Here is a 26,918-nt window from a genome sequence, read left to right as displayed (position 1 = left end):
ACCCGGTCGGACAAGTGTTGCACCGTCCCTTCACGACCTACCGGGTAGCTAGGGATCCCGGGAGAATGGACGACATGATGTCGGCAGGGATGGGCACGCCGCTCCGGCAGGCGCACTGGATTCGAGATGAGAGCATCGGTTTGCTCGACCACACCTCGGCCACTTTGCTAGAAGTGCAAGCGGATCAGGTCCCGGACCGCCTGGCCCTGATAGGTAACGATCATCGCGGGAAGAACCACCGCCTGACATACCACCAGGTCCTCGCGAAGACGCGGGCGATCGCCGCTGCTCTCCTCGAGCGCACCTGTTCCGGGGACCATGTCGCCTTGCTCTCGCCCAATGTCGTCGAATGGCCGCTCATCGAGTATGCGGCTGCAATGACCGGCCGGGTCCTAGTCGCACTCAACCCGCAGGCAGGAATCGACGAGCTGCGATACACACTTACAAAATCCGAGGCGACGATGCTCCTCTTCGGGAAGACATACCGTGACCGCGACCTAGCAGCCATCATCAAGACAATATTGCCCGATTGCCCATCTGTGCGAGCGTCTCACTCGCTCGATACCGTCGCACGCTGGGCAACGGAATCGTTTGATCCGGAGCTTGAGTGGCCATCCGTAGATCCCCACACTGCCGCCATGTTGCAGTACACCTCAGGCACCACCGGGAAGCAAAAAGGCGTTCTCCTCGCACACCGATCTATGGTCAACGTTGCGCGCATCACGATGCTGACCGCCGGCGTCGAGCCCGGATCAATCATCCTTTCGCCCTTCCCGCAGTTTCATACAGCCGGATGCGTTACCTCGAACCTCGGGACGCTCGCGTCCGGCGGCACCCTCATCCTCATGGACCGCTGGAATCCGACGGAGGTGCTCGCGACCGTCGAACGGGAAGGGGTCTCGGCGATCCTCTTGGTGCCCGCGATGTTGCACGGTCTCGTGCAGGCGGCGGAATCGGGTGATGTTGCATCCCGAACAATTCCAACCATTCTGGTGGGCGCCGCAAGCGTTCCGTCCTCGTTGATCGAGAAGGCGTGGAACTTGTTCGGGGGCACGGTGCTCAACGTATATGGCCAAACGGAGCTGTCGGCTCCACTAACCGCGACGCGCCGCGACGACAGCTCGGCGGACATCACCACAACAGTCGGCCGCCCCCTTCCTCAGGTCGAGTGCCGCATTGCAGACCCAGTCACGGGGACCACGCAAGAGGTAGACGTCCCCGGAGAGATTTGCGCGCGTGGTTACCAGCAGATGCTGGGGTATTTCCGAGATCCCGACGCCACAGCCCGCACCGTCGACCTCGACGGATGGCTCCACACCGGCGACCTCGGATCGATGGACGAGCGTGGGATGATCACAATCACCGGCCGGCTCAAAGAACTGATCATCCGGGGAGGAGAAAACATCTCTCCGAATGAAGTGTCCGACTGCTTGAGCAGTCACCCCGCTGTCGCTCAGGCGGCAGTCGTCGGAATACCTGATCAGCGGCTCGGCGAGATTGTCGCGGCGGTCGTGGTGTGTGAAGCGGACACCGACCGCCATGCACTTCGCGAGGATCTGGAACGGCACTGCGCGAGGTATCTGGCGAAGTACAAGCTGCCACAACGGTGGTACTTCACTGACACACTCCCCACTACTGCGTCGGGCAAGATCCGCGCGCTTGATGTTCGCCAGATGATACTCGACGGGAGCCCTGCGCTACGAGACGGCCCGCAGAGACCACTCTCTGGCTGATCATCACCCACCGCCCAATCTTCGATAAAGTCTTGAAAGGTAGCGACATGTTTCCCGGTGTGCATGCTGTGACATCGCCTGACCGGCCAGCCGTGGTCATGAGTGGGTCGGGACGCTCCCTCACCTACCGAGAACTCAACGAGAACTCGGCGAAGTTCGCGCGGGTGCTTCACGACCTGGGGCTCCGCAAGGGTGACGTGTTTGCTTTTGTTTCGGACAACGCTCCGGAGTGCTTCGAGTTATATTGGGCGGCACTGCGATCGGGCCTATACGTGACACCGGTCAATCGCAATCTCTCGCCCACCGACGCTGCCTTCATCATTCACGACAGCGATTCAAAGGTTCTTGTCGTTTCAGCGGGGGTTCGGGCACTTGCAGAGGCCTTGGTCCCGCTCACTCCGCAGATCACGAACCGCTTCTGCTTCGGCGGCCCGATCGCGGGATACCGGTCCTACGAGGCCATGCGTGCGAATGCAGGTGTTCCGCTTGTCCAGTGTCCCCGCGGCTCCGACCTGCTCTACGCCGCCAGCACGACGGGCCGCCTCACAGGGATGAAGCCGCCTTTGCTACCGATCGAGGTCGACCAGCCGGGTGATCCAAACACGATGGCCATCGGCATGGCGTATAGGTTCACCTTTTCGGATGTGTATCTCACACCTTCCCCGATCGATCACGATGCGTCTCTTCGATGGTGTGGTGCTGTTCACGCGTACGGCGGCACAGTGGTAATGATGGAGAAATTCGACGCGGAGCAGGTCTTGCAGGCCCTCGAGACGCATTTCGTCACCGTCGCCCAGATGGAGCCAGCCATGTTCGTGCGCATGCTGCAGCTGTCCGAAGCCGTTCGCGCGAAGTACGACCTCTCCAGTCTGCGCAGTATCGTGCATGCTGCAGCACCATGTCCTCCAGTCGTCAAGAAGTCGATGATCGACTGGGTAGGAATGATTCTGAACGAGTACTACTCGCCTATCGAGGGAAACGGGTTCACCACCATATCTTCGGGCGAATGGCTAGCGAGACCCCGCTCCGTGGGTCGCAGTGCGCTCGGAACACTGCATATCTGTGACGACGAGGGGACAGAGCTACCCGCGGGCGAGGTTGGCACCGTCTATTTCGAACGTGAAGTCGCGCCGTTCGAGTATCACAAGGACCTGGAGAAGACTGCTTCTACTCGACATCCCGATTATCCCACTTGGACAGCAGTGGGAGACCACGGATTCCTCGACGTGGACGGCTACTTGTTCCTGGCCGATCGCAGCAGCGCATCATGAGAACCTCCGGCGGAGTCGACATCTGTCCGAAGGAGGTCGAAGACGTCCTGATTATGTACCCGGCAATCTGCGACGTTGCCGTAATCAGTGTTTCGATCCAAAGCGGGGACACCAGGTCAAGGCTATCGTGCGGGTCACTCTAATCGAGAATGGATGGAAACCCGGTGCGCCTGGCTGGGTCGGTGGTACATGGAGTGATTGATGGGACGGGTGGGATGCCCACGATTCAACGCGCTATCCACAGCTGTGGATGCGGCGCTTCGGTTCTCACCATCCCTGCAGCATGACGTAACCTCAGGCCAAGGGGGCCGTCATATCTCGCTGGTCGAAGATCTCTTGCGCGATAGCCACGCCGCTGTCCGCTGCCGAACCCGACATCTCAGGTCCAGGGGTCGATCGCGCTCAACACAAACGCAATGACGGTTGTTCCCACGTAGACAGCCGCTGCTGCAACCGAAAAGGTGAGGACGGCGACCAGCCAGCTCTCCTCTGTCCTTTCGCTCTCGCGAAAAGTCGGGTCGCCGTGCACCGCGAGAATGTGTCGACTGTGCTGTTGTTTGGCGTACACCGAGTAAGTGAGAACCATGAGCGCCTGGATCAAGATCACCCATACCATGTTCGTGTAAGGGATTCCCCAGATCTTCCATTCGTCGCGATATCCGTATTGGTAGATGTCGAGCACGGATACGATGAATCCCTCGACGACGAGATCGAAGAGTGCCATCGCCACGGGGAATGCAACCACGATGTAGCGACCGAGGACCCGCCGAAATGTGTGCTCGTAGCGCAGAAATATCAACGCAGCGATACCGAAGAAAAATCCGTACGACATGGGGGACCACAGGGGTTCCGGACGACCGTCGAGCGTAAAAAGTAACAGCGATCGGCGGTCGTAGCTCAGATTTAGGAACCACTCGTCGGTGAAAATCCAGTCCCACATAAACCATGCCGTCGTGCCCGCGTAAATGCCAAGCAGAAACTTCGTCGCACCGAATCGATACACAAGGTATGCACCGAAAAGCCAGACGAGCACTGCTGCGACTTCAAATCCGCGCAGTACTCCGAGCGGGGTATGTTCGATGAGTTCGGGCTGCGCGATGATCATCGCCGCTATTCGGTTCGGCAACTTGATTCCTCCGCCGGGGGGCCACTGGAGCCCCTAGAAGTCTTTTGTGATCCTGTGGCGATACGCTGACACGAGTTTTGTCAGCCGTCAACCCCCCGGCCGCCAATGATGGGCGTGGCGTGGCAGGTGGCACGCCGACGTGAGGCCGTCCACCGGGTCGCATCCATTGACCAGAAGGCCATAGGCCACGAAGGACTCAGGCACGGCGTCACCATCGTGCGGAGGTCTTCACGTCTTCCGCGCGACGCACCGTCATTCTTTCGAGAAATATCGGGAGCTTTGGGGGCAAACGGCCGTGACGCGCCGTACCCTTTCATGTACTATACGGATTTGAATCAATGTTCAAAAATGTGCACCCGAGTCGAGGGCGCAGATGACGGGAGAATGCTGTGGATTTCACCCTCAGTACACAACAGCTTGAACTGCAGGAGCGTGCGACGGCGGCTGGTGCCGCCCTTCGTGGCAGGTCGGCGGAGTGGGATCGGTCGAACAAGGTTCCGTACCCCGAGGTCGTGGAGCATGTCAGGGCGCACGGTCTCCTTGGGCTGACGATGCCTACCGAGTACGGCGGCCAGGGACTGACCGCGATGGACTATCTGATCACCGTCGAGGCGATGTTCAGGAACTCGCAGTTCTGGGCGATCGGAGAGCCGCTGTTCGCTACGGCCGGACCGGGGCCGTGCATGGTGATGATGGCCGAAGCGCAGGCGACGCGGGACAAGTTTCTTCCGGACCTCGTCACCGGAGCACGACAGTGCGCCATCGCGCTCACAGAGCCGGACTATGGGTCGGACTTGACTTCGCTCGTCACAACTGCGAAGCGAAAGGGCGATGGTTGGGTCCTCAACGGTAAGAAGAACTTCGTGACCGGAGCTACGGTTAACCAGCTCTATGCCGTGTTCGTTCGGTTCGACGACATTCCTGGGCACCGAGGGATCGGCGCGGTCATCGTGGAAGAAGGCATGCCGGGTGTGACGATCGAGGCTGGCCCGGAATTCCTTGGGTGCCGCGGGATCCCTCACGGGGACCTGACGCTGGAAAACGTCGTGGTTCCGGTCGAGAATATCATTCGGGGGCCCGGCAGCTTTGGTGATCTGATGACTGCGTTCAACATGGAACGGTTGCACAACTGTGCCTTCAACCTCGGCATGGCTGGTGCGGCATACGACGAGGCGGAGAGATTTGTCCGTGAACGCGTCGCCTTTGGACGGCCATTGGCCGAGTTCCAGGCCGTCTACCACGCCCTGGTCGACATGTGGACGGACCTCGAGGCGTTGCGGCTGATGGCGCGAAATGCCGCGGCCTCGGCAATCGGCGGCAACTACCCGCGTGCCTTGGAGACGACCGCCGCCAAGCTCTACGGCGCCCGGGTGGCCTCGCAGATCACGCTGAAGGCATTGGAGCTCCATGGTGGCTACGGGGCGACCACGAATTACGCCATCGAGCGCATCCATCGCGACGTCGTGGCAACCATCGTGGCCGGCGGAAGCCCGCCAGTGTTGAGGAACGCGATCGCCGCGTCGATCCTTCCTGGTGTCAACGTGTCACAGCGTTCTGCGGGTGCCCCTCAGAAGGCGCCGGTCTCATGAGCAGCGCGATCTACGAGGAGGTGCACGAGCAGTACCGCGACACGGTAAGGACTTTCATCAGACGGGAGGTCACCCCCCACTACGCCCGCTGGGAGGAGGAGGGTGGAATCGACCTGTCAGCGTTCACCGCCGCGATCAGCGCCGGAATCTACGGGCTGGGGATCCCGGAGAAGTTCGGGGGACCGGGCGAGACCGATGTGCGCTTCCGGATGGTGGTCAACGAGGAGATGGCGCTGGCGAGAGCGACCACCTTCTCGATCGGCCTGGCGAACCAGGACGACATGGTTCTGGTCTACCTGCTGGACCTCGGTACGGACGAGCAGCTCGATCGCTGGATGCCTGGTCTCGCGGCGGGAGAGATGCTCGGCGCCGTCGCTATGACCGAACCGGACGCTGGCAGCGATCTCCGGGGGATGTCAACGATGGCGCGCCGAGACGGCGACGAGTGGGTGCTGTCAGGTCGCAAAACCTTCATTACGAACGGGACGATAGCCGGGATCGTCATCGTGGCGGCGCGTACGGTGAAAGACGATGGTTCCCTCGGTTTCAGTTTGTTCGTGGTCGAGGACGGCATGCCTGGGTTCGAGCGCGGGCGGCCCTTGCAGAAGGTAGGTCTGCACTCGCAGGACACCGGCGAGCTCTTTTTTCACGATGTGCGTCTACCACTTGAAAACCTGCTCGGCACATACGGGACCGGGTTGTCGCAGCTCAAGAAACACCTCCCACGCGAGAGGCTAAGCACGACACTTGGCGCAGTTGCGGATGCTCGCGCCATCTTCGACCTGACCGCGGCGTACTGTTTCGAGCGAAAGGCATTCGGTCAGCCGATCGGCGAGTTCCAGAACACACGGTTCGCGCTGGCCGAAATGGCGACCGAACTGGACATCGCGGAAGCCTACGTCGACAGCCTCGCCCTCCGCCAGAACGCTGGGACCCTGACCGCCACGGATGCGGCGAAGGGTAAGTGGTGGACCACTGAGCTCCAGAAACGGATCGTTGACCGCTGTGTCCAGCTGCACGGCGGCTATGGATACATGATCGAGTATCCCGTTGCCCGTGCCTTCATCGACTCGCGCGTGCAGACGATTTACGGCGGTACGACCGAGATCATGAAAGAGATTATCGGGCGTGACATCGCCTCGTCGTTCAATGCACACAACCCCTAGACCCCACGTCCTGAGAATCGAAGGTCCTCCATGACGTCGCTGACATCCGGCCCGCTGCTGGTTGACCAGACGGACGACATTTGTCGTATCACCTTCAACCGCCCGGATATCCTCAACGCGCAGAATCCCGAGATGCTTGAGGCGTTGGGCGCGACGCTCGACCAACTGGCGCGTGAAAGAGCCGCACGTGTCGTCATCCTGGGCGGGGCTGGTCAGAGTTTCTGCTCCGGTCACGACCTCCGACAGATGCACGACAACCACGACTACCGCAGAAACGCGGAGACGGTGGAGGGTCGCTACTGGCAGGAGCTACGCCTCTTTGTCGAGCCCGTTCGGAAGTTTCGCGAGCTGGCGATCCCCACCGTGTGCCGGGTCCAAGGTCATTGCTTGGCGGCGGGTCTGATGTTTGCTGCCGCGGCCGACTTCGTCGTGGCGGACTCGACAGTGTCGTTCGGTTCACCGATCTTGACGTCGATCGCGGTGAACGACGCCGAGGTAGCAAGCTTTGCTCTACGCGTGGGCGAGACCTGGGCGAAGCGTGTCTTCTGGCTGGATGAGCGCATGACAGGAAACGATGCCGTCGAAGCCGGACTCGTGACCTGGTTGGTCGATCCCGAACAGCTGGATGCAACCGTCGGCTCGGTTGCCATGAAGCTCGCGGCCGCGCCACCCGAGACGATTGCGCTCTCCAAGCAGAGTTTGCAGTTCATGGCTGACCAGCAGGGAGAAGCGGCCGTCAACCGGTTCCACTTCATGGCACACCAGCTGAGTCACTGGACGAGCGAGTCGCAGCGGGTTCTCGGGGAACGAATGACTCAACTCGCGGCGGGCGGATCAGCGGTTAAGGGGCGCTAGTCGATCCATCTGACCTCGAATCCAGGCGCCATCCCTTTCCCTAAAGCTTGAGTCGTCCGGATGCGCGGCCCGGACGGCACTGTCCCACGGGGCTTCGGACCGAAATACGTGCATGCGAGCGGGTACCCGAGCGCTTGGTCTGGACCGACGCGCCGTCCGACATTTGGACGACTCAACAGCACATGTGAGGTGCGGAAGCAGTCAGTTCGGGTCCGGCGTCTCGTCAGTAGTGAGAGGGATGCTGCATTCTCCCTGCTGATCCTGATGGTGCTGGTGTCGAAGTTCCGTATTCGATGGGCTTCGAAGAAGGATCTCGAAGCCTCTTCTCCCGCGGTGATCTCGCGGGTGGGCAAGCTAATGTCTCGGCGCTGGAACGAACGCCTACATGGCGCTCTTGTAGGCGCCTTGCGACCAGAGAGGGGCGGTTTGCGGCGACCATAGCCGACAGAGCCCGGTATCCAGATGGACCGTCTGAGCAGCATACAGAAGCTGAGTTCCCTGCTTTCGCCACCGACAGAGCCGTTCCGGGGAGCGCGATCAACGGTAGCGACGAACACTTGCCCAAATCGCTCCCTGGCCACATCGCTGATGGCGGCCGCCCTTGTGGAGCTACAAAGTGTGATCGGCATTGGGTTGACACGTAATCCTAGCCGAGAACATAATCAAAACAAGATTCAAAAACAAGATTCAAAAACAAGAAGCATAACAAGGTTCGAAAGGAGCGATGATCATGCAGCAAAGGGGAGTGTTCTGGCCCATGGCCTTCGAGGCCACGGTTCCGGAATGTCGCGTCATTGAGGGGCAGATCCCCAAGGATATCTACGGTGGGCTGTACCATAACGGCCCGACCGTTCGACGCCCTGCGCGTCAGGGGGTCGAGAGTGTCTTTACCACTGATGGCATGGTTCAGGGCTTGGTCCTCGAGAACGGAAAGGCTTCCTTCCGCAACCGGTGGGTAAGGACGCCCAAGTTCCTGGCCGAGGAGAAGGCGGGAGAAGCCCTCTTCGAGTGGGAGGACTGCGCGATCAGCCAAGACTGGCGTGCGATGGGTCTCGGTGACATCATCCGCAATGAGCAGACGCGTCTGCTTTCGCACAACACTGCGCTGGTGAACGCTTTCCCCTTCGCTGGCGACATCTTCGCGGTTGGTGAGCAGGCCGGGGCCCCGCTCCGCATCGATCCAATCACTCTCGAGACCAAGGGTTTCCCCTCCTGGGGCAAGGACCTCTCACGGGGTATCCGTGAGCCCATCGACGAGAATGACGGCAATATGGCGCCGCACCCGAAGTGGGATGCGGACACGGGGATGCTGTATGCGTGGGGTTACAGCGACGTGCGCCCGTTCGTCACCCTTCACTGGATCAAGCCCAACGGCGATGTCCAGTCGCGTCCTATCCTCGATGCCCCGTACAACACCGTCGCCCACGACGCGTGGTTGTCCGAGAACTACTTCATTCTGCCGTTCCAACCGTTCACGCTCTCGAGCGAAAAGGCGAATAAGGGCCTTGGTGGGTACGGATGGGAAGTCGCCCAGCCGATCATGCTGGCGCTGATCAACCGCTTCGACATCAACTCGGAGATCATCTGGATCACTGCCGACTTGCCGCCGCAGTACATGATGCACATGTTGTCGGCTAACGAGATCGGTGACACGATCCAGCTCGACGCACCGTTGTTCGGGCGTCCGCCGTTCCAAACCGACGAGATGTCAGCACCAGGTGACCCTTTTATTCCATTCTTCCAGGTTGCGCCGAGTGTGCTTGGCAGATGGACGATCAACCTCAAGACACGAACAGTGACGAGTGAGGTGCTCGACGATGTCATGTGCGAGCTCCCGAAGATCGATGAACGGCACTTCGGCCGACCCTACGACTGGGGTGTTCTCGTGGGAGGCTCGCCCAGCGATAGTAGGCCAGGCGCGATGCGGATGGACACGCTAATTCGACGCAACATGCGCAGTGGGTCGGACAAGCGAGTGAAGTTGACCGCAAATCGCCACGAGTCCCCGTTCGAGCCGGCGTTTGTCCCTCGGACTGTAGACGCCCCCGAAGGCGATGGTTACCTCATCGTTCCTGTGTCCAAGTTCAAGGAGCACCTCGGCGAGTTCCAGATCTTCGATACGGATGACATCAGCATTGGACCGATCTGTCGCATTGAGCTCCCGTTCCACATGGGATGGACTCCTCACGGGCACTGGATGGACTTTCGCAGCGTTCCGTCACCGCACATGCTCTCTGTCGAGCTGGAGAGCTGAACTCGTCGGAGGGCACCGCAGAGGAGTCGGGCGGCCACCGTCGAAGAGCGTGGGCGCCGACCGTTCGTGGCGAACCAGCGCTCCGCTAACCGAACGCATGACGGTCCGTAGAGGCGTGTAGCTGGAAACCCGGGAATCTCGTGGGCTGTCAATCAGTCCACGAGGTCCCCGGCTTCCCGGCTCATCATCGGGGGCTCAGTCGACCTCTTTATCGACCTCTGTGAGGAATCCTCCGTTGAGCATGCGCTTGGCGTTGAGGACCAAGGTGTCGACAGACTCTCCGCGTGGCTGCCACCATTCGGTGGACCAATTGAGCGAACCGAGGATGAGCATGCGTGCGAGCCGCTCATCGACACCTGGCCGAAGTTGCCCGGCCGTTCGCACGTCCCTGAACAGCTTCCTCCACAGAACCGCGTATTTCTGCTGCTCGGCGAGTTGCCGATCGCGCAGCTCGATGGGCATTTGGGCGGCATTGCGAATCGCGGCCATGGTGTAGTCGGACTCGGTCAGGATGAAGCGTAGGTGCTGCTCCAGTGCGATGTTCAGGCGTTCCGCGGGTGACACGCTGCTCGCAGCTTTGAGGGCCTTGCGCACATGGTCGTGCAGGTGTGCCATTCCCTGCCAGATGACCTCTTCGATCAGGTCCTCGCGCGATTCGAAGTAGTAGTAAATTGCCGGTGCTTGACACTCGGCGCGGTCGGCGATATCGCTCAGGCGAGTTCCGGAGAAACCTTTGCGGCACAAAATGTGGGCCGTGGCATCCAAGATCCGGGCTCGGGTCTTGGCGGACTTGGTAGTCGCTAAGGGAGCGCTGCTGGCATTGTTCGTCGCTGGGCGTGGCACAAACCCGATTCTAACTGCCCTTCTACGGTCGTGACTGCGACACCCTGGTTTTGTTGACGATCCCGGTCCATGCACCTATTATTTAGTCTGAATTAGATACTTTCGGGAATGTTAGTCCCCGTTCAGCTGACCTGTAGCGCGCCGTGAAGTCGTGATGACGCGCGGTCTGTTTCCTGTGCCGGACGATCCTTGAGTTTGGAGTGAGAAGAGAAGATGGTGGAATCGATGAGCTGGACGGTTGTCGGCGGGGCGTCGGGTGGTTTGGGTCGGGCCATCGCTCGTAGCCTGGCGGAGGATGGCCATGACGTCGTCGTGGCGTATCGAGGCAATCGTGCGGGCGCCGATGAAACGGCGGAGCTCGTCCGTTCGAGTGGTCGAAAGGCCACGATTGAGCAGGTTGATCTTGCGATTCCCGACGAGGCTCGGGCCTTTGCGAGCCGAGTCGCGGATGCCGGCGCCGTGCGAGGTGTCGTCTACGCGGCGGGCCCGGTGATTCCGATGTCGTTCATCGCCAAGACTGAGCTCGAGACCTTCTCACGCGTGATCGACAACGACCTCAAGAGCTGCTTCAACTTGGTGCAGCCTTTCCTGCCGATGCTCCGTGCTTCGTCGGGTGCAGTAACCGCCATCGTCACACCGGTGATCGAGCGGTACAGCAAGATGGACCTGATGTCGTCGGCCCCCAAGGCGGGGGTTCAGGCATTGATAAGGGGCATCGCCGGCGAAGAGGGGCGATTCGGCGTTCGCGCGAATGCTGTCGGCGCCGGCGTCATCGAGGGGGAGGGCATGTTCGACAAGTTGGTGAAATCGGGGGTCTTCACGGAACAAGGCCTGGCCTTGGCGAAGTCGGAGACGACCCTTGGTCGGTTCGGGGACGTGACTGACGTGGCCGAGGCAGTCCGATTCCTCATGTCAGATCGTGCCGGCTGGATTACCGGCCAGACTCTCAACGTCGATGGAGGGTACGGAGTCTGATCGCGATTCGCGTCGTGAGCATCCTCCGGTGCGCGATGCGTTCAGAGTCACCGGTAAATCCCCGGCCGCGTCACGCCGGACTGGGGTCGCTCGCGGGGATGCGAAGACATGGCCCTCTTTTTGGGCAACACCGCCGACCCAAAGTGAGCGGCCAAGGTCCTCCGACGGTGACCGTGCGGGCATTGCTGGTCCTGATCGGGCGCGTCGAAGACGTGGTTCAGATCATCGAGCACGCGGTATTGATCGCGTGGGGTTCGAACGAATGCTTCTGTTCGCCCAAAGTTTAATGTACAGTAAAATGTCTCGGGAGCTTCCCCGGTCCGCCGGAGCCCCCGCGCGAGGAAAGGCTGCCTATGTCGGAGGAACTGCACGTGTCGGTGGATGAGCACGTCGCCGTGCTTACGGTCGATCGTCCGCTCGCCAATAACTCACTCGGAGGGTCTCTGCTGAGGGAACTCTTGGACGTCTCCGCCGAGCTCGAACGTGACGACAGCGTTCGCGTCATCGTCACGACCGCGAACGTCTCGGACGGCGCGACGGCGTGGAGCCCCGGCGTCGACTTTGCCCAGCTGGACGGCAAGCTCGGTCCCGGCGCGGACGCGGATGTCATGTTTTACGGCGGAGTGATGCAGGGTGATCACGCCTCGCTCGGGGTCTCGGCTCAAGCTCGACGTTTCGACCCGTTGGGGCCGGGCCGATGGATCCTTCAGATGCTTAACAACTTTCAGAAGCCCACCATCGCGGCCATCAATGGAGCCGTGGCTGGCGGAGGCATCGGATGGGCTGGCCTGCACACTTACCGCATTGCGGGCGAGTCTGTGAAGTTCAAAGCTGCGTTCGGCACACTTGGATTCGGCCCCGACATGGGAGTTAGTTATTTCGTCACCAAGCTGATGGGACAATCGGCGGCGACGGACTTCTTGCTGCGGGACAAGCCGATGTCGGCGGAAGATGCGCACCGTGCAGGCTTCGTCAACCAAGTGGTCCCTGACGGCCAGGTGCTGGAGCACGCGCTGAAGGTTGCCAAGGATCTAGCGCAGCTGCCGCCACTCGGGTTGCGGGCGACGGTCCGTGCCTTGCGAGGTGCTGAGACGAATACCCTGGCCGAGCAGCTTGACCTGGAGTGGGACAACCAGCGCATTACCTTTGCCACCGAGGACGCTGCCGCGGCCTTCGAGGCATTCAAAACACGCACGAAGGGGACCTACGTCGGCCGTTGACCCGGAGGTGATCCGGTCTTCATCCACGATTCGAAGGAACACCATGCAGGGCATTGAAGACATGGCCGCCATCGTCGTACGATCGATCCGTGAGCGGCGCGCCGAGCCGTCCCGCGACGAAGTGCCGACGGCGCCGAGCATGTGCATCCCCAAATTCGGCGCTGCTGCAGGCGCCGGCATACGGGATGCGGGATGCGGAACTCTCCGGCATTTGTTTGACCCGTCGAGGCCTCAACCGGGTAGATTCCAGGAGTCCTCGCGTGAATGAGGGATTCGTAAAGTCGCCATCTGAAAGGGTCGGCCGAGGGGCAGGGGACGGCGAGGACCTGGAGGGAATCGGCCCGGTACCAACGATCGCCTGGGGACCCTTGCTCGGTCAAGCGACAACCGTGGCAGAGCAGGACGTCCCTGGCGACCTCGTCGATAGAAGACGCGCGGTCCGTGATCTCGGTCGGGCGCTCCGCGCCCTCGGGACCGCCTCGGTCATGTCGGAGGTGCCTACCAAGATCCTCTGCCAGGCGAGGCTTCTGGTCGCCGAGGCCACCTCGATCCTAGGCGCGACGAGCCGGCAGGCCGGTGTGCCCTCTTCGGTCGACGACCCGTACAACGGCGTACGAATGTTTTCACCAATGACCGGGGAGGGGAGTCCATTCGTTGCTCCATTATCCTTCGAGACTGTCGACGGTGTGGCCAGCGCCACCTGCACGTTCGGTGAGGCATTCGAAGGCCCGCCGCACCACGTACATGGCGGGATCTCGGCAATGCTGATGGATCACGCGCTGGGGCACGTCGTGGCAGAATCAGGCAAACCCGGCCTGACGCGCAAGCTCGTCGTCCAATACTTGCGCCCCGTCCCCTCCGGGATGGAGCTGCTCGTGCGCGGGCGAGTGGTCGCCAGCGGGGACGGCGATGTCTTCGCTCAGGCGTGGATAGCCGCCGCTGCTGTGCCGGGGACGCGACTGGTGACGGCGGACGGGCACTTCCGCCTGCTGCGCCCGGAGCAGGCGGCGAAGTTGATGAAGCACTTCGCCTGACTGGAATCGACTGGCTTCTGCTTCTTGCGAGCAGAATGACCGGGACCTCCGCAGGATGCCCGCACAACTGGCCTTCGGCGTCGGAGCATTACCGGACATCCGGTCGCACGCCTCGCCGTGTCACCGGTCCTCGGGACCACGAGACGATCTCGAAGACTGCAGACGTCGTCTCGCTCAGGGAAAGCCAGGCGCGGCCGTAGGACTGCTCGAAGAGTGTGCGCCGAACCGGCCAATCCGGTGGCGGTCGGCACGGGTTGCCTCGATCGCCTCCGTGAGGCCAGTGCGCCCCTCGCTGCGGGGATCCGCACGTCTACGGACGCCGGCGTCCTGCACGAAGGTCAACATAGCTACGAATGCACGGTGTGGCCGACATCGCGATCGGAAGCCGGCTCAGTCGCCTCGTGCTGCGGGATGTGACGCTTCCTTTGTCTGACCACCGACGGCGACCCGGGCGTACCTTCGCTGAGCAGATAGACGGTGTGATGTGCACGGCGCACCCCCAGATGCTGAAGGGAAGCCTCGAAAGAATTTGGCTGGCGGTTGCCGGCCGCTCCGGAACCCAGCGACAGAACTGTCGGGACACAGCACCCAGCTACGACTTGTCCGTGCGCTTCCAGACCCGGCATCGGGCGGTAAGGTCCTCGGAGTCGACGACTTCGCCCTTCGACGACGGCACCGGTCCGGATCGTCCTGATCGACATGGCCACCGCCCTCCCCGGCGACGTCCTCACCGACAGGAAGGTCGATTACCTTCGCCGACTGGCCGACCGCGTGCCCGGGCACGACCGTGGTGCCGTGTTGGCGCCGACGCTTGCGTCGAAGGGGCGCGCACACGGGGGCGCCCGACGCAAGCGTCGGCGTCGCCGAAAGCTGGCAGCTGTGGCATAACCTGGCCGAAGCCGCGCGGAAAGCATTGCTGCTCAACGCGTTTTGTCTCTGACTCAAGGCTGCAGACGATCCCGAACGGCACACCGAACTCACCGCCGCGGAGGACTTCCGGCGGACCGCCGAACAAGCGTGACCGCGCGCCGCGAGCAATCCGTCCTCGTCGCCTCCACCCAGCGCCGCTATGAAAGCGGTTTCCGCGCTCGAGGCCCAGGGCAAGTGGATCAAACCGATCCAAATGGGCTCGGGCGCGCTGCGGAGAACCGTGCGTCGGCCGTTGGTAGCAGTCGCCAACTGCTGGCCGCCCTGCAGGCAGGTCACTCGGGTTTGACGAGTCCACCGTACATCTGCACGGGAGAAAATCCCGAAGGTTCGGCGCGTCGCTCGCGGATCCTGCACCGACCCGAGGGTATCACCGACGACGAGCAGTAAGTCCTCGCCAGCTGCCAGCACCTTGAGACCACCGCAGCGTTCGTTACCTCGTTCGCCCGAGATGCTGACCAGCACACGGCGATCGTATCAATCTTGGAAGGCGGCCGTCTCCTCGAACGATCTGCCGAACCTGCATCGATTCGTCCGGGGGATCGGACGCGACCGAGCCGCGGTCCTCAACGGGCTGACCACCTGCCCGACAACTCCGGCGCTGTCGAGGGAAACGTATATCGAATCAAAACCCGCGAGCGGCAGAGGGATGGACGCGCCGGATTCGACCTCCCACACATGCGAATACACCTCATCCACTGGCATACTCAGGAACCCTCACGGATAATGAGCCAGAGCCATTCGAACCTGACACACGCACGTGGCCGCAGTCGCGCCTTGGAGTTTCCCGGGAGCGGTTGCAGCGACCAAGCCGTGGCCACATTGCTGTGATCGTCCATGACATCGAGGTGAAACGCCACCGTGACTGTCAGAGTCTGAGTTCATCGATGGCGCTCACGACCGCAGGCGTGGACGTTGCGCCATTGTCGGCTGCAGCGCCGGACTCGGTCCCTAATCCTAGCCTTCGGCAACCCGGCTTGTTGTGTCAAAAAATCAGAGCAGCAATGACTTACGCAAAATTCTCGACTGTCACGGCTGCCCCCCGATCGTGCGTGTACATCAAGGCCGCCGGCCGACCGTGTGTAACTCGGGGAGCTCTCACCACCCTCGCCCGACGCAGCTAGTTTCACGTACGGTCGGCGGCCGCGTTGACCTCCTACACCGGTCCCGGAGAGGGGCTTCACCGGCGTCGTCCGCTCCCGGCTCTCCCAGCCCGGTAAGCGGCAACTTGTACCGAGCCCTGCACACCACGGTCATCACCTCGTATGTCGGACACGGGCGGTCGTGGTTACACGTGCTACCGCGCTGGGGCACGAGTCGCCAGGACACGTTGCGCTGCTTGAAGACGGTTCCACCCTCTGCGGTGGCGGGCCGGGAGGACCCTCGGGGACGACTCCGAATCTAATATCCTGCCCGGCCCGCGGACACCCCGCGCGTCGGTACGTCGGACCAGTCACAGTCTTCCTCGTTTGAGGAAGACTGTGCGCATCACGCGTCCTCGAGCTCCACAGGCGAGGCAACGCGTTCGAGAACTTCGACGGTTCCAGAATTGCCGTTAACGCGAATACGGTCGCCCGTCTTGATGGTGCGGCTTCCGCTCCGGGTGTTCACGACGCACGGCACCCGAAGCTCGCGGGCCACGACCGCTGCATGGCTAAGTGCTCCGCCGATGTCCACGACAAGGGCGGACGAGATGAACATCACTGAGGACCAACTCGGGTCGGTCGTCGGAGTCACCAGAACCTCGCCAGGTTGAACCGCGGCGAAATCAGGCTCGTAAAGGACACGCGCGATTCCCTCAACGACTCCTGCGCTAACACCTATGCCTTCAAGAGTCATCTTTCCCTCGGCGGTCAGCTCATCGTCGGCGCCGACCGGCGTCGGCTCGGGCGTGCCCTTCCAATCGCTCGGGATGGACAGCGCTGCGTACGCATCCCGTCGCTCGCGCCGTTGCCGCACGAGCGACTTAACGTCACTAGGAATGTGTTCGACCTCTGCCGTAGTCAAGTAGAAGATGTCGTCGGCGTGCTCCACAGTGCCCGCTTCAACAAGGAGTGCGCCGAGCCGCCGCGCCGATGCTCGGGTTCCATCGAGCCCTTGCACCAGCGACCGCTTTGCCGCACCTCGCAGCGGGATCCGCGTTTCCGCGAGTTTTAGCAGGAACCGAACGGCTGGTCTTTGCCATCTCGGCGTCGCAGCAAGCAGCTGTCGCGCCGCCAGGCCAGCCGCAACGCGGTGATCCGCCTCGCGAAGGCGAGGATCCTCATCGTCGTCTTGGCGCGCATATGTGTCGATCAGTGTGCGCAACGGTTCAGGATTCTCCCGCCAAACCACACTCGATACTTCACCCTCGAGCGGACCGTGCATTCCATGCCGCGCGACCACCTCATCGAAGCTGAGCTCGTTGCGTGACGCCTTCCAGACGTCGGTGACCAGACCCGAGACCTCAGCCCCACCGGAGCCGCTCAATGCAGAGATATCCACCCCAGCACGCTTGGTCAGTCGTTCAAGGACGTCGTACACCGGAACGATGCCTGCAAGAGAGCCGACAACCTGGGTGGTCAGGGCACGGTCGAAGTATCCCATGGCCACTCGGAAGTTTTCGGTGGCCTCGGCTACCGTCAACGCTTCGGACACGCGCTGAAGATGCGGTGCATACCAGGCGTCGACCGCCTTGACGGTCTCCCGGATCTCCTTGATAACGATCATGAATGTCCAAGGGAATCTGCCGGCGATAACGGGCAATCGACGAAGCGTGGGATTGGCCTGCCACCCGTCGGGAACACGACCAAGGACGGACCTGACGGCGTCCTCGCTCGAAGTGCCGGGCATGCGATCGCCCATCGCGCCCATGAATTCGACCTGGATCGCCGGGCGTCCATAGAACGCACGGAAGTAGTGGCGGTCGACGTCGTCAGTGAATTCCGACTCTGCGCGCGACAGGACACCGATACGGAATGCGGCCTGCAATGCGGACTTCTCGAGCGGCCGGTGCCACAGCGTCCAGTTCAGAGGAGTAAGAACCCCGGGGATCGCCTCGCCCAGGTTCGACGTGCTCCAGTGAAGGTTCGGAGTGCTCGACGAGTGCAGCGGGTCGCACCGTTGGGGCGTGAGGAGATCCGAGTCGCAACCGGATTGGGAGCCATTGTCGGCGGGGACGGGTTGCGATGCCCAGACGGTTTCAGGCCGCGCCTGCAGGAGCTGAACAATTGAGGACGTTCCGGACCCGGCAATTGCCCACTCGACGTCCATCGGGGCGCCGAAGGCCGTCTCGATCTCTCGTCCGAGTTCGGCGATCCTGCGCACCTCCTCATTGCTGAGGGACCAGTCCGCACGCTCGCCAGCCGAAACTTCTACCTTGCGAACCTGCTGACTCGCCTCATCGAAGCGGTACGCAATCTGCTTATCCCCGACGACGCGCTTGCGTAAACCGAGCGTCTTCTTGTCGACCCAGAAGGAGTCCGGCGTGACTTCCCCGGCCACGACGGCTTCGCCGAGCCCGTAGTTCGATTCGATGTACAGCGCGTCGCGGTCACCGTTGGCCGGATCGAGGGTCATCATGACTCCTGCCGCACGAGCTTGTACCATCTCCTGAACGACCACCGCCATGGCTACATCCTCAGGCGGAACTCCCAAGCGGGCCCGATAGGCGATGACACGCGGGCTGAAGAGGCTTGCCCAACACCGTACGATATGGGTAATAACCTGGTCTGCCCCCTGCACCCAGAGATAGGTGTCCTGCTGTCCAGCGAAAGAGGCGTCTGCACGATCCTCGGCGATCGCGCTGGACCGCACGGCGACGGGAGTCGGGGACAAGCCCAGCCCGCAGTATGCATCTTCGATAGTCGTGCGAAGCTCATCACTGATGAGCGCTTCCGTGAAGAGCGCGGAAATCACCTCAGACACGGCTGTGAGATCGCCCTCGGGGTCGGCTCCGCGAAGAGCGCTCTCGATGTGCTCGTTGATGCCCGCAGCCTTCACCGCCGAACGGTACGCGTCGGTTGTAACGACGAAACCCGGAGGTACGGTCATGCCCGACCGCATAAGCGCACCGAGTCCCAGCGCCTTGCCCCCGACCTCCGATGCGACATCCTCTCCGCACTTCTCGAGCGGCATCACTGCGATGACGTCCATGAACCTCTGCCTTCTGTCTGAGTTAACGATTGAAAATGCCGTCGCGCGGTGACGTAATTTCACCTTCGCCGCAGTCGGCTGTCGGGCGCTACCGGAACGGCAGGTCACCGCGGTGTCTTGGTGCGCTAATCACCCTGGGGTCCGCCAACTCCTCGCGATGCCGCGGAAGGTCGGATCTGCTCATACTGCTCAGCGAAAGCATAGCCCGGAGGATGCGGCCAATCCAGGCTTTTTCTATCTAACTTTTAAATTATCGTGGATCGGCCTGACGAACGCTCGTACTGTAGGTGCGAACGATTTTCGCTCAAGAACGATCCCGCTGCGCTTCAATATATTTCGCCGTCTCAGGCTCGGTCATGCTTGTTGCAGTTGCGCTACCCGCGGGAGCCTCTATGAAGTTGGGTGCCGCGGACAATGAGGTGCCGATGCACCTCCGGGCCCAGGAACGCAGCCCCCCGGCCAGGCTGTCGGGCCGATCTGGGAGAAAATCGTCGACCGTCGAGTCTCGTGCCGGCTTAGGTATGTGTCAGTTGGAGTGCAAGCGCTCCAGAAGGCCGCCTCGGTGCGTCCGGAACCAGCGGCCGGGTCAGTTCGGCTGCGACTACGTGGACGTCCACCCTGGAGGGCCTTCTTGCCTCGTTCACCAGCACTGGTCCGGCCCTCGCCGTGCGGGAAAGCCTGGATATTGCCTGGTGGGGCTTGCGGAGGCCTCAGCATTGACACTCGAACGTGAGGTAGCTAACATAACGGTATTACAGACAACGTAGTTTGTCTCGTCGTTCCACCTGGAGCCGCTTACGCGCTGTCCCAGGAGGATGCAAGAAGGAGTAATGGTTTGGCGCACGTTGTCACCCAACCCTGCTGCAATGACGCAGCATGTGTGTCGGTCTGTCCCGTCAACTGCATCCATCCGGCGCCGCATGAGCCGGGTTATGGCACTGCGGAGATGCTGTATATCGATCCGGTCTCCTGTATCGATTGCGGCGCATGTGTCGAGGTATGCCCTGTGAGCGCGATCGTGGCCGATATCGATCTGACGGATGAGACGGCTCCGTACGAGGAGATCAACGCTGCGTTCTATTCGAACAGGGATTCCGAGGACGCGAATGTTGTTCGGGCGCAGAAAAAGAAAGTAGATTCGGACGAAAAGCTCCGCCCGCTGAAGGTGGCTATCGTAGGTTCCGGCCCGGCGGCATGCTATACCGCAGAAGAGCTTCTCTTGCGCCGCGATCTCGCGGTCGAGGTGAACATGTTTGAACAGTTGCCCACTCCGTGGGGCCTGGTCCGTTACGGCGTCGCTCCCGATCATCAAGGGACGAAGGCGGTCGCCGAGCTGTTTCAGCGCACCGCAGGTCGCAGAGGTATGGAGATGTTTCTCAATGTCACTGTTGGAAAGCATGTTACGCATGAGGAATTGCTGGAGTCGCACGATGCGGTGGTCTATGCGATCGGTGCTTCCGGGAGCCGACGGCTTGATATTCCCGGCGAGGACCTACCTGGTAGCCACAGTGCAACCGAGTTCGTCGCGTGGTACAACGGACATCCCGATTTCGCCGACAGTGTGTTTGACCTGTCCGCCGACCGCGCTGTTGTGATCGGGAACGGCAATGTCGCTCTGGACGTCGCCCGTCTCCTTGTCAGCGAACCCCAAGCTCTCGCTAAGACGGATATGGCTACCCATGCCGTACATAGGCTCGCAGGGAGCAATATCAAGGAAGTGGTCGTCATGGGACGGCGAGGGCCGGCCCAGGCGGCATACACGACTCCGGAACTTCTAGCATTGAGTCAATCGTCGAGCTTTGATGTCCACGTAGACATGGACGAGTCCGAGCTGGATGCATACTCGCGCGCCGCTACCGAGGGGAATGACCCAATCGCGACGGTCAAGTTGGGGATTCTGAGGAAGCTCGCGTCCTCCGCTCCCAGTCCCGGCAAGAAGCGAATCGTCCTACGCTATCTCGCGTCCCCCTTGGAGGTATTGGGAGATGACCACGTAGAGGGATTGAGAATCGTACACAACGAATTGCTGTCCACGCAGGATGGACGTTCGCAGGTGCGGCCTACGGGGGTCGAGGAGGACATCGAGTGCGGGCTCGTTCTGCGCTCGATTGGGTACCGAGGAGTTCCAACAGGACCGCTTCCCATTGAACCGGTCAGTGGCACGATTGCAAACCATGGCGGCCGTGTCACCTCGGAAAGCGGAGCCTGTCTGACAGGAGTCTACGTCGCGGGATGGATAAAGCGCGGCCCAACGGGCGTGATCGGCACCAACAAGAAGTGCGCAAAGGACACCGTCGAGAAGATCATCGAGGATCACCGCGCGGGGCACCTCACGGAACCTGTTCGTGCGCAGGAAAACTTGCGACAACTGATATCTGAGCGACAACCGGACTACCTGAACTTCGCCGGCGCGAAATCCATTGACGCGCACGAGCGAAGTCTGGGGAGGGAACGAGGAGCTCCGCGAATCAAGCTCATCGATTTGAATGAGATGCTGCGCGTTGCGGAAAGGCCAAATATGTGAATCAACGTGATGCACAGGAGCCCGGTGTTCGTGACGGACAGCAGACTCTGTCAGTGGTTCCAGAAAAACTATAAGGAGGGCGAAGTAGTGAAGAGTGTGAACGAAATCGTCGAATCGATCGACTTGTTCGATCCGGAACAGCGTCTGCATATGTTGGACGCGCTGCGTGCGGCGCGTGAAGGTGGGTGCCCCTTCCCGCGCGCCGCGGGCGACGGCGAATACTACGTCGCAACGCGATACGAAGACGTCAAGGCGATTGCAGAGCGACCCGACAAGTTCAGCAGTTGCGAACCTGCACTCAGGGGTCTCCCTGTCAGTTTGGCACCACTGGATCTGGACCCACCGATCCACCGCGACTTTCGGAAATTCCTCAACAAGTACTTCTCCCGCAACTACCTTCTGAAGTACGAGGACCAGATCCGTCAGGTCGGCCAAGACCTCGTCGCTAAAGTTGCGCGCAAGCTCGAGGAGCACGGCGAGTTCGAGTTCGTGCACGACTTCGCCATCCCGTTCACCGCCGGCGCACTTGGACGCGTGGTCTTTGCAACCGAGGACGCGGACCTCACCAAGCGCGCGGTCAGCGCCGTTGAGCGTGCCGCGACCGAAGGCACACCCGAAGCGTTCTTTGAAATCGCTCTGATCGCAGGTGAGCTTCTTGAAGAGGTCGAGAAGAATCCCGAATCGCGCGATGACGTACTCGGTGCGCTGGTCACTGCCACGGTGGAAGATGGTCGCTTGTTGACAGACGACGAACGCCTGGGCGTGGTAACAGCCCTGTTGGCCGGCGGACTCGACACCACTCGTAGTGCAATGTCGAATATCGCCTACCACCTCGCAACGAACCCTGAGGTCGAAGGCCGATTGCGTAACCCTGACTGGTGGAAGGTCGATCTCGATGAATTCCTGCGATTCGAACCCACGGTGTCCTTCATGGCTCGCACCGTCACCGAGGACACCACGATCGGGGATTGCGAGTTCAAAAAGGGCGACCGCATTGCGGTGAACTACATGTCAGCCAATCGCGACGTCGAACATTTCGACAATCCAGATGAATTGGACTTCGAGCGTATGGGCACTCCGCATGTGGCGTTCGGTGTGGGGGTTCATCGTTGCCTGGGCTCACATTTTGCGAGAATTCAGCTGGCGATCGCCTACGAGGAGCTGCTGAGCAAATTTGAAAACTTCCGGCTGACTATTCCGAAAGAAGAAACGCCACGTCAGGTTGGTATCAGTTACAACTCGGTCGAAAGTGTGCCGATTACCTGCTCGACGCGAAATGTTGTGAACGACGGTATTCAGGAGACAGTGTGACGATTCAGGCCAGTTCAACGGCTACCGCACCAGTGGAGTGCGGCGAGGAACTACCGTTTGACGTGGACCGAGGTTCTGTTGTCGGTCCTGTCGAGCAACTCCGTGGGTGGGCGGCCGCTGATCCATCGGCGCCCTTCGTCAAGTTCGGTGGCGAATGGATCACGGTCGGCGAACTCGACGGGAAGACCGACCGAGTTGCTGCAGGGTTGCTGAAACTCGGGCTTGTTAAAGGGGACCGGCTCGCCATCATGCTCCCCACAGCGGTGGAGTACGTCGAGCTCATTTTCGCGTGCGCCAAGCTCGGTATCGTCTTCGTGCCGATCAACGTCTTCCTGAAGGGCGAGTTCCTGAGGCACCAGTTGTCGACGAGCGGCGCGAGGGCGGTTGTCGGCGATGCAGCAGCAATGACACTCTTAGGTGGCATGGACCTTGCGACGACCTCCGTGCAATTCATCGTAGGAGTAGACGGGAATGCCCCGGACCTTTCTCCGCCCATGTATGTCTCATACGCGTCGCTCGCCGAGCACGGTTCCGAACTTCCGGAAGTCAGTGTTCGACCTGACGACTTGATGAGTCTGATGTTCACCTCCGGGACGACCGGACTGTCGAAAGCCTGCAAGCTCTCGCACGCCTACTACTTCCAGGTCGCACGCATGTACATTGCCGCGGAATGGGTGGCAGCGGGGGACAAGATCGTCACGGCCCTGCCGCTGTATCACGCCGGCGGTCAGATCGCGGTCCTGATGTCGGCGCTGTTTTCTCGGTCGTCGGTCAGCTTTCTCGCCGAATTCCACGCCAGCACCTTCATGCGTCAGGTCCACGAGGAAGGGGCGACCACATCGTGGGGTGTCGCGGCGATGGCGGCAGCCGTTCTGGCCCAACCCGAATCGGCGGACCCTCCCATGCGCGGCCAATTACGCCTGGCGGTATGGATCCCCCTGGACATCCCGCGCCAAGAAGAATTCGAGAGACGCTTCGGTACACGAGTCGTATGCGACGGCTACGGACAAACCGAGGCCACCGCGATCTGCCTGAACCCGGTGAGCCAGGCACGGCTCCCAGGATCCGTGGGACGTGCAGCCAGCCTTATCGAAGTTCGCATCGTCGACGATCTCGACAATGAGGTACCCGATGGCGAAACAGGGGAGTTCGCGATCCGGCCCCTGGCACCGGGTGCCATCTTCTCCGGATATTGGGAGAACGACACCGCAACTGTTTCGACGATCACCAACCTCTGGTACCACACCGGCGACTACGGTCGAAAGACTCCGGAGGGCGCATTCGCATTCGTAGATCGGAAGAAGGATGCGATGAGGCGACGCGGCGAGAATGTGTCGTCAATCGAGCTGGAAGTTGCCATCCGACAACACCCCCTGGTTGATGAAGTCGCTGTACACGCCGTGCCCTCGCCCATGACCGAAGACGACATCAAGGCGTGCATCGTCGCACGGGGCGAGCGCCCCGAGCCCGGCGAACTGTTGAAGTACTTCGAAACGCATCTACCGTACTTCTGCATCCCCAGGTTCATAGAGTTCTTTGATGAGCTTCCCGTGAACGGTGTTGGACGTGTTCTCAAACATCAACTTCGCGAGAGGGCATTGGGCACCGGCACGATCGACCTGACCGGTGACAAGTATTCCCTCTCCAGGGAGAAGCGTCGCTAGGTGGAAGTGCTGTAGATCGGCCCACCAGCAATCTTGGTTTTGTCTCTTTAGAATAACGACTCTGGGAGTTTTCATGGAAATGACAATCGGCGGTCAAGGTGTCTCAGGAGGTGACTATTTCGATGTAGTCAATCCCGCAACCGGCGACGTATACGCGCAGGCGCCAGTCTGTACCGCAGCTCAGTTGGACCGGGCGATGGACGCTGCGTCGAAGGCTCAACTCGAATGGCGCAAAGACGAGGACTTCCGCCGGGAAAGGCTGCAGGAGTTGTCTGCTGCGGTCATGGATGCCGCGCCGGAACTGGCCGAGATCCTCGCGAACGAAAATGGAAAGACGCTCGATCTGGGCGGAGTGGAAGCGATGTCGGGTGCTGCCTGGCTCGACTATTATGCCAATGTAGAGCGGCCACGAGAAGTGATCCGTGATGATGACGGTGCCCATACGGAGATTGTGCGGCGCCCCCTCGGGGTGGTCGCGGGAATCACTCCGTGGAACGTTCCCGTCGCGATGGCCTTCTTCAAGCTCGCGCCGGCGCTGCGGGCCGGTAACACGATGGTGCTGAAGCCATCACCCTTCACTCCCATCTCGACATTGCGCATCGGCGAGATCGCAAGTGAGATCTTGCCCCCCGGCGTCTTCAATGTCGTTACCGGAGGGGACGAACTCGGTGCTTGGATGACCGAGCATCCTGTACCGAGGAAGATCTCGTTTACAGGATCGGTGGCGACGGGTAAGCACGTTTATCGCTCCGCTGCAGCGGATCTCAAGCGGGTCACTCTAGAACTCGGCGGAAACGATGCAGCGCTCGTGTTGGACGACGCTGATCCGGCGGAGATCGCAGAAGCTCTCTTCTGGGGCGCGTTCTGGAACAACGGCCAGGGGTGCATCCTCATTAAGAGGCTGTACGTGCCACGGTCAATCTATGACGGTGTGGTCGAGGCGCTCTCCGAGATAGCCAAACAGATTGTCGTTGGTGATCCGCTCGATGAGGACACGCAGCTTGGGGCACTGGCGAATCGGCCTCAGTTCGAACGAGTCCGCGGGTTGGTGGAAGACGCTCTCAAGAGCGGTGCAAAGGCGACCGCAGGGGGAAGACCGGTTGGCGGACCGGGAGTCTTCTACGAACCGACCATTTTGGCCGGAGCGACCGACGGTATGCGAATCGTCGACGAAGAGCAATTTGGACCCGCCTTGCCCGTCATACCGTACGACGATGTGAACGATGTGATCGCAAGGGTGAACGCAGGGCAGTACGGGCTCGGCGGGTCCATCTGGTCTCCGGATATCGACCGTGCCACGGCCCTGGCAAGCCAACTCGACGTCGGAACTGCGTGGGTTAACTCGCATGCGGTACTTGCGACAAACGCGCCCTTCGGAGGCGTCAAGTGGAGCGGTATCGGCGTCGAACACGGGCCCTGGGGGCTCAACGACTTGTCGAGCATCCAGGTGCTCCATTGCAACAAAGGCAAGACCGCACCGGGTGCGCTCTGAATCACCTACCTGGTACGAACACGTTCAGCAACGACATCTATGTGAAAGGAAATGCAATGCCATTGTTCTCATCTACTGAGGAAGCCGCGGCTACTCTCGGTAAGTTCATCGAGAATGTCGCCGTCGACCCCGAACTGAAAGCCAAATGGGTTGCATCGAATGTAGCGTTCCGCATGAACTACACGGACCCCGAGTTGGTCATCGTCCTTGACGCATCCCAGGATCCGCCGGTCGTGCGGCAAGGCGACGCTGCAAAGGCATCTGACGTCGAGATCGAGCTGTTCATGGACACTGACACCGGCCATAAGTTCTGGCTTGGTGATCTGAATGTTCCGATGGCACTCGCACGGAGGAAGATCAAAGTGAAGGGACCGGTGGGCAAGCTCCTCCAGTTGCTGCCGGCCATGCAGCCTGCCTTCATCAAGTACAACGAGTACCTTGCTGCACAGGGATTCGACCGGAAGTAGTCGTCAGGCCGGCAGGACAGGTCTCACATTGCTGGTGGCGACGAACAGAACTATCGGCCACCAGCGCCGTGGAGCGAGTTCAGGCGCCGTTCGGCGCAGGTGGGTTCAGTGCCGCGACCTGAGCACCGCGGGACTGGAGGTCAGCGCCCCTTTGCGCATGGTGACCTATCGACACCACCCACTGTTAGACCCTTAGACGAAGGATGGGATCGGGCCGAAAAAGATCGTGTCTTGATGCCTGCTTGTGGACGTCGATGAGATCGCCAGCGTCGGTCCGGCTCTGGATGATCGAAGCAAGTATGAAGATGCGTTACAAATGTATGAGTGTCCGAT

18 protein-coding genes are annotated in these 26,918 nt (G+C 61.0%); 15 read left to right on the top strand and 3 right to left on the bottom strand.

Annotated features, from left to right (window positions below; translation table 11 throughout):
* The first annotated feature begins 89 nt into the window (after positions 1–89).
* Together JQT59_RS34725 and JQT59_RS34720 are read left to right on the top strand one after the other, a co-directional pair.
* On the top strand, positions 90–1,733 hold the full coding sequence (locus tag JQT59_RS34725; protein WP_249354041.1) for a class I adenylate-forming enzyme family protein: 1,644 nt from the start codon (positions 90–92) through the stop codon (positions 1,731–1,733).
* A 47-nt stretch (positions 1,734–1,780) separates the two neighbouring features.
* A complete protein-coding gene (locus JQT59_RS34720) occupies positions 1,781–3,004 on the top strand; it encodes an AMP-binding protein (protein WP_283254038.1) in 1,224 nt (407 codons plus the stop codon).
* 379 nt (positions 3,005–3,383) lie between these two features.
* Here the strand turns inward: JQT59_RS34720 and JQT59_RS34715 are convergent, their stop codons facing one another.
* Positions 3,384–4,109, bottom strand: a complete 726-nt coding sequence (locus JQT59_RS34715) for a hypothetical protein (RefSeq protein ID WP_213574157.1) — start codon at positions 4,107–4,109, stop codon at positions 3,384–3,386.
* 410 nt (positions 4,110–4,519) lie between these two features.
* On the opposite strand from JQT59_RS34715, the gene JQT59_RS34710 reads away from it, so the two are divergent.
* The 4 genes from JQT59_RS34710 to JQT59_RS34695 all read left to right on the top strand — a co-directional run bounded on the left by JQT59_RS34710 (position 4,520) and on the right by JQT59_RS34695 (position 9,994).
* Positions 4,520–5,719: an acyl-CoA dehydrogenase family protein gene (locus JQT59_RS34710; RefSeq protein ID WP_213574155.1), complete on the top strand. Its 1,200-nt coding sequence runs from the start codon at positions 4,520–4,522 to the stop codon at positions 5,717–5,719.
* Entirely contained in the window at positions 5,716–6,885 is a 1,170-nt protein-coding gene (locus tag JQT59_RS34705) for an acyl-CoA dehydrogenase family protein (protein WP_213574153.1), read from the top strand. The genes JQT59_RS34710 and JQT59_RS34705 overlap by 4 nt, the downstream gene beginning before the upstream one ends.
* Before the next feature lie 30 nt (positions 6,886–6,915).
* Positions 6,916–7,740, top strand: a complete 825-nt coding sequence (locus JQT59_RS34700; protein WP_213574151.1) for an enoyl-CoA hydratase/isomerase family protein — start codon at positions 6,916–6,918, stop codon at positions 7,738–7,740.
* Between the two features lie 724 nt (positions 7,741–8,464).
* A complete protein-coding gene (locus JQT59_RS34695; protein ID WP_213574149.1) occupies positions 8,465–9,994 on the top strand; it encodes a carotenoid oxygenase family protein in 1,530 nt (509 codons plus the stop codon).
* Between the two features lie 195 nt (positions 9,995–10,189).
* On the opposite strand, the gene JQT59_RS34690 is transcribed toward JQT59_RS34695, so the two are convergent.
* Positions 10,190–10,837, bottom strand: coding sequence for a TetR/AcrR family transcriptional regulator (locus JQT59_RS34690; RefSeq protein ID WP_213574147.1), 648 nt, complete (start codon positions 10,835–10,837; stop codon positions 10,190–10,192).
* Between the two features lie 225 nt (positions 10,838–11,062).
* Here JQT59_RS34690 and JQT59_RS34685 point away from each other — a divergent pair, with 225 nt between their 5' ends.
* From JQT59_RS34685 to JQT59_RS34670, 4 genes are all read left to right on the top strand, one after another.
* A complete protein-coding gene (locus tag JQT59_RS34685; RefSeq protein ID WP_249354039.1) occupies positions 11,063–11,812 on the top strand; it encodes an SDR family NAD(P)-dependent oxidoreductase in 750 nt (249 codons plus the stop codon).
* A 353-nt stretch (positions 11,813–12,165) separates the two neighbouring features.
* Entirely contained in the window at positions 12,166–13,032 is an 867-nt protein-coding gene (locus JQT59_RS34680; RefSeq protein WP_213574143.1) for an enoyl-CoA hydratase/isomerase family protein, read from the top strand.
* Positions 13,033–13,421: 389 nt separating this feature from the next.
* Complete coding sequence (locus JQT59_RS34675; protein ID WP_213574141.1) at positions 13,422–14,066, top strand: PaaI family thioesterase; 645 nt, start codon at positions 13,422–13,424, stop codon at positions 14,064–14,066.
* Positions 14,067–14,765: 699 nt separating this feature from the next.
* Positions 14,766–14,954 carry a hypothetical protein gene (locus JQT59_RS34670; protein WP_213574139.1) on the top strand — a complete coding sequence of 63 codons (189 nt, stop codon included), beginning with the start codon at positions 14,766–14,768 and terminating at the stop codon, positions 14,952–14,954.
* Between the two features lie 1,527 nt (positions 14,955–16,481).
* On the opposite strand, the gene JQT59_RS34665 is transcribed toward JQT59_RS34670, so the two are convergent.
* Positions 16,482–19,127: a PEP/pyruvate-binding domain-containing protein gene (locus JQT59_RS34665; RefSeq protein ID WP_213574137.1), complete on the bottom strand. Its 2,646-nt coding sequence runs from the start codon at positions 19,125–19,127 to the stop codon at positions 16,482–16,484.
* Between the two features lie 880 nt (positions 19,128–20,007).
* Here JQT59_RS34665 and JQT59_RS34660 point away from each other — a divergent pair.
* The 5 genes from JQT59_RS34660 to JQT59_RS34640 all read left to right on the top strand — a co-directional run bounded on the left by JQT59_RS34660 (position 20,008) and on the right by JQT59_RS34640 (position 26,585).
* Positions 20,008–21,651 carry an FAD-dependent oxidoreductase gene (locus tag JQT59_RS34660; RefSeq protein ID WP_349307041.1) on the top strand — a complete coding sequence of 548 codons (1,644 nt, stop codon included), beginning with the start codon at positions 20,008–20,010 and terminating at the stop codon, positions 21,649–21,651.
* Between the two features lie 24 nt (positions 21,652–21,675).
* Positions 21,676–22,962 (top strand): cytochrome P450, encoded by a 1,287-nt coding sequence (locus JQT59_RS34655; RefSeq protein WP_249354037.1) that lies wholly within the window; start codon positions 21,676–21,678, stop codon positions 22,960–22,962.
* A 62-nt stretch (positions 22,963–23,024) separates the two neighbouring features.
* The gene (locus JQT59_RS34650; RefSeq protein ID WP_213574133.1) at positions 23,025–24,626 is read left to right on the top strand and encodes an AMP-binding protein; all 1,602 of its coding nucleotides are present in this window, start codon (positions 23,025–23,027) and stop codon (positions 24,624–24,626) included.
* 73 nt (positions 24,627–24,699) lie between these two features.
* Positions 24,700–26,118: an aldehyde dehydrogenase family protein gene (locus JQT59_RS34645; protein WP_213574131.1), complete on the top strand. Its 1,419-nt coding sequence runs from the start codon at positions 24,700–24,702 to the stop codon at positions 26,116–26,118.
* 56 nt (positions 26,119–26,174) lie between these two features.
* The gene (locus JQT59_RS34640) at positions 26,175–26,585 is read left to right on the top strand and encodes a hypothetical protein (protein WP_213574129.1); all 411 of its coding nucleotides are present in this window, start codon (positions 26,175–26,177) and stop codon (positions 26,583–26,585) included.
* Positions 26,586–26,918: the final 333 nt, after the last annotated feature.

Origin of the sequence: Rhodococcus sp. USK13, assembly GCF_018343855.1 — a bacterium.
GTDB lineage: Bacteria > Actinomycetota > Actinomycetes > Mycobacteriales > Mycobacteriaceae > Rhodococcus_F > Rhodococcus_F oxybenzonivorans.
Note: the sequence above shows the minus strand (reverse complement) of the source record. Positions and strands in the feature narration are given on the sequence as shown.

Excerpts from the sequence above, each read along its gene's own strand:
- JQT59_RS34695 (WP_213574149.1), top strand. The coding sequence starts at position 8,465 with ATGATCATGCAGCAAAGGGGAGTGTTCTGGCCCATGGCCTTCGAGGCC.
- JQT59_RS34670 (WP_213574139.1), top strand. The coding sequence starts at position 14,766 with ATGGCCACCGCCCTCCCCGGCGACGTCCTCACCGACAGGAAGGTCGAT.
- JQT59_RS34665 (WP_213574137.1), bottom strand. The coding sequence starts at position 19,127 with ATGGACGTCATCGCAGTGATGCCGCTCGAGAAGTGCGGAGAGGATGTC.
- JQT59_RS34645 (WP_213574131.1), top strand. The coding sequence starts at position 24,700 with ATGGAAATGACAATCGGCGGTCAAGGTGTCTCAGGAGGTGACTATTTC.
- JQT59_RS34700 (WP_213574151.1), top strand. The coding sequence starts at position 6,916 with ATGACGTCGCTGACATCCGGCCCGCTGCTGGTTGACCAGACGGACGAC.
- JQT59_RS34680 (WP_213574143.1), top strand. The coding sequence starts at position 12,166 with ATGTCGGAGGAACTGCACGTGTCGGTGGATGAGCACGTCGCCGTGCTT.
- JQT59_RS34705 (WP_213574153.1), top strand. The coding sequence starts at position 5,716 with ATGAGCAGCGCGATCTACGAGGAGGTGCACGAGCAGTACCGCGACACG.
- JQT59_RS34640 (WP_213574129.1), top strand. The coding sequence starts at position 26,175 with ATGCCATTGTTCTCATCTACTGAGGAAGCCGCGGCTACTCTCGGTAAG.
- JQT59_RS34720 (WP_283254038.1), top strand. The coding sequence starts at position 1,781 with ATGTTTCCCGGTGTGCATGCTGTGACATCGCCTGACCGGCCAGCCGTG.
- JQT59_RS34725 (WP_249354041.1), top strand. The coding sequence starts at position 90 with ATGGGCACGCCGCTCCGGCAGGCGCACTGGATTCGAGATGAGAGCATC.
- JQT59_RS34685 (WP_249354039.1), top strand. The coding sequence starts at position 11,063 with ATGAGCTGGACGGTTGTCGGCGGGGCGTCGGGTGGTTTGGGTCGGGCC.
- JQT59_RS34715 (WP_213574157.1), bottom strand. The coding sequence starts at position 4,109 with ATGATCATCGCGCAGCCCGAACTCATCGAACATACCCCGCTCGGAGTA.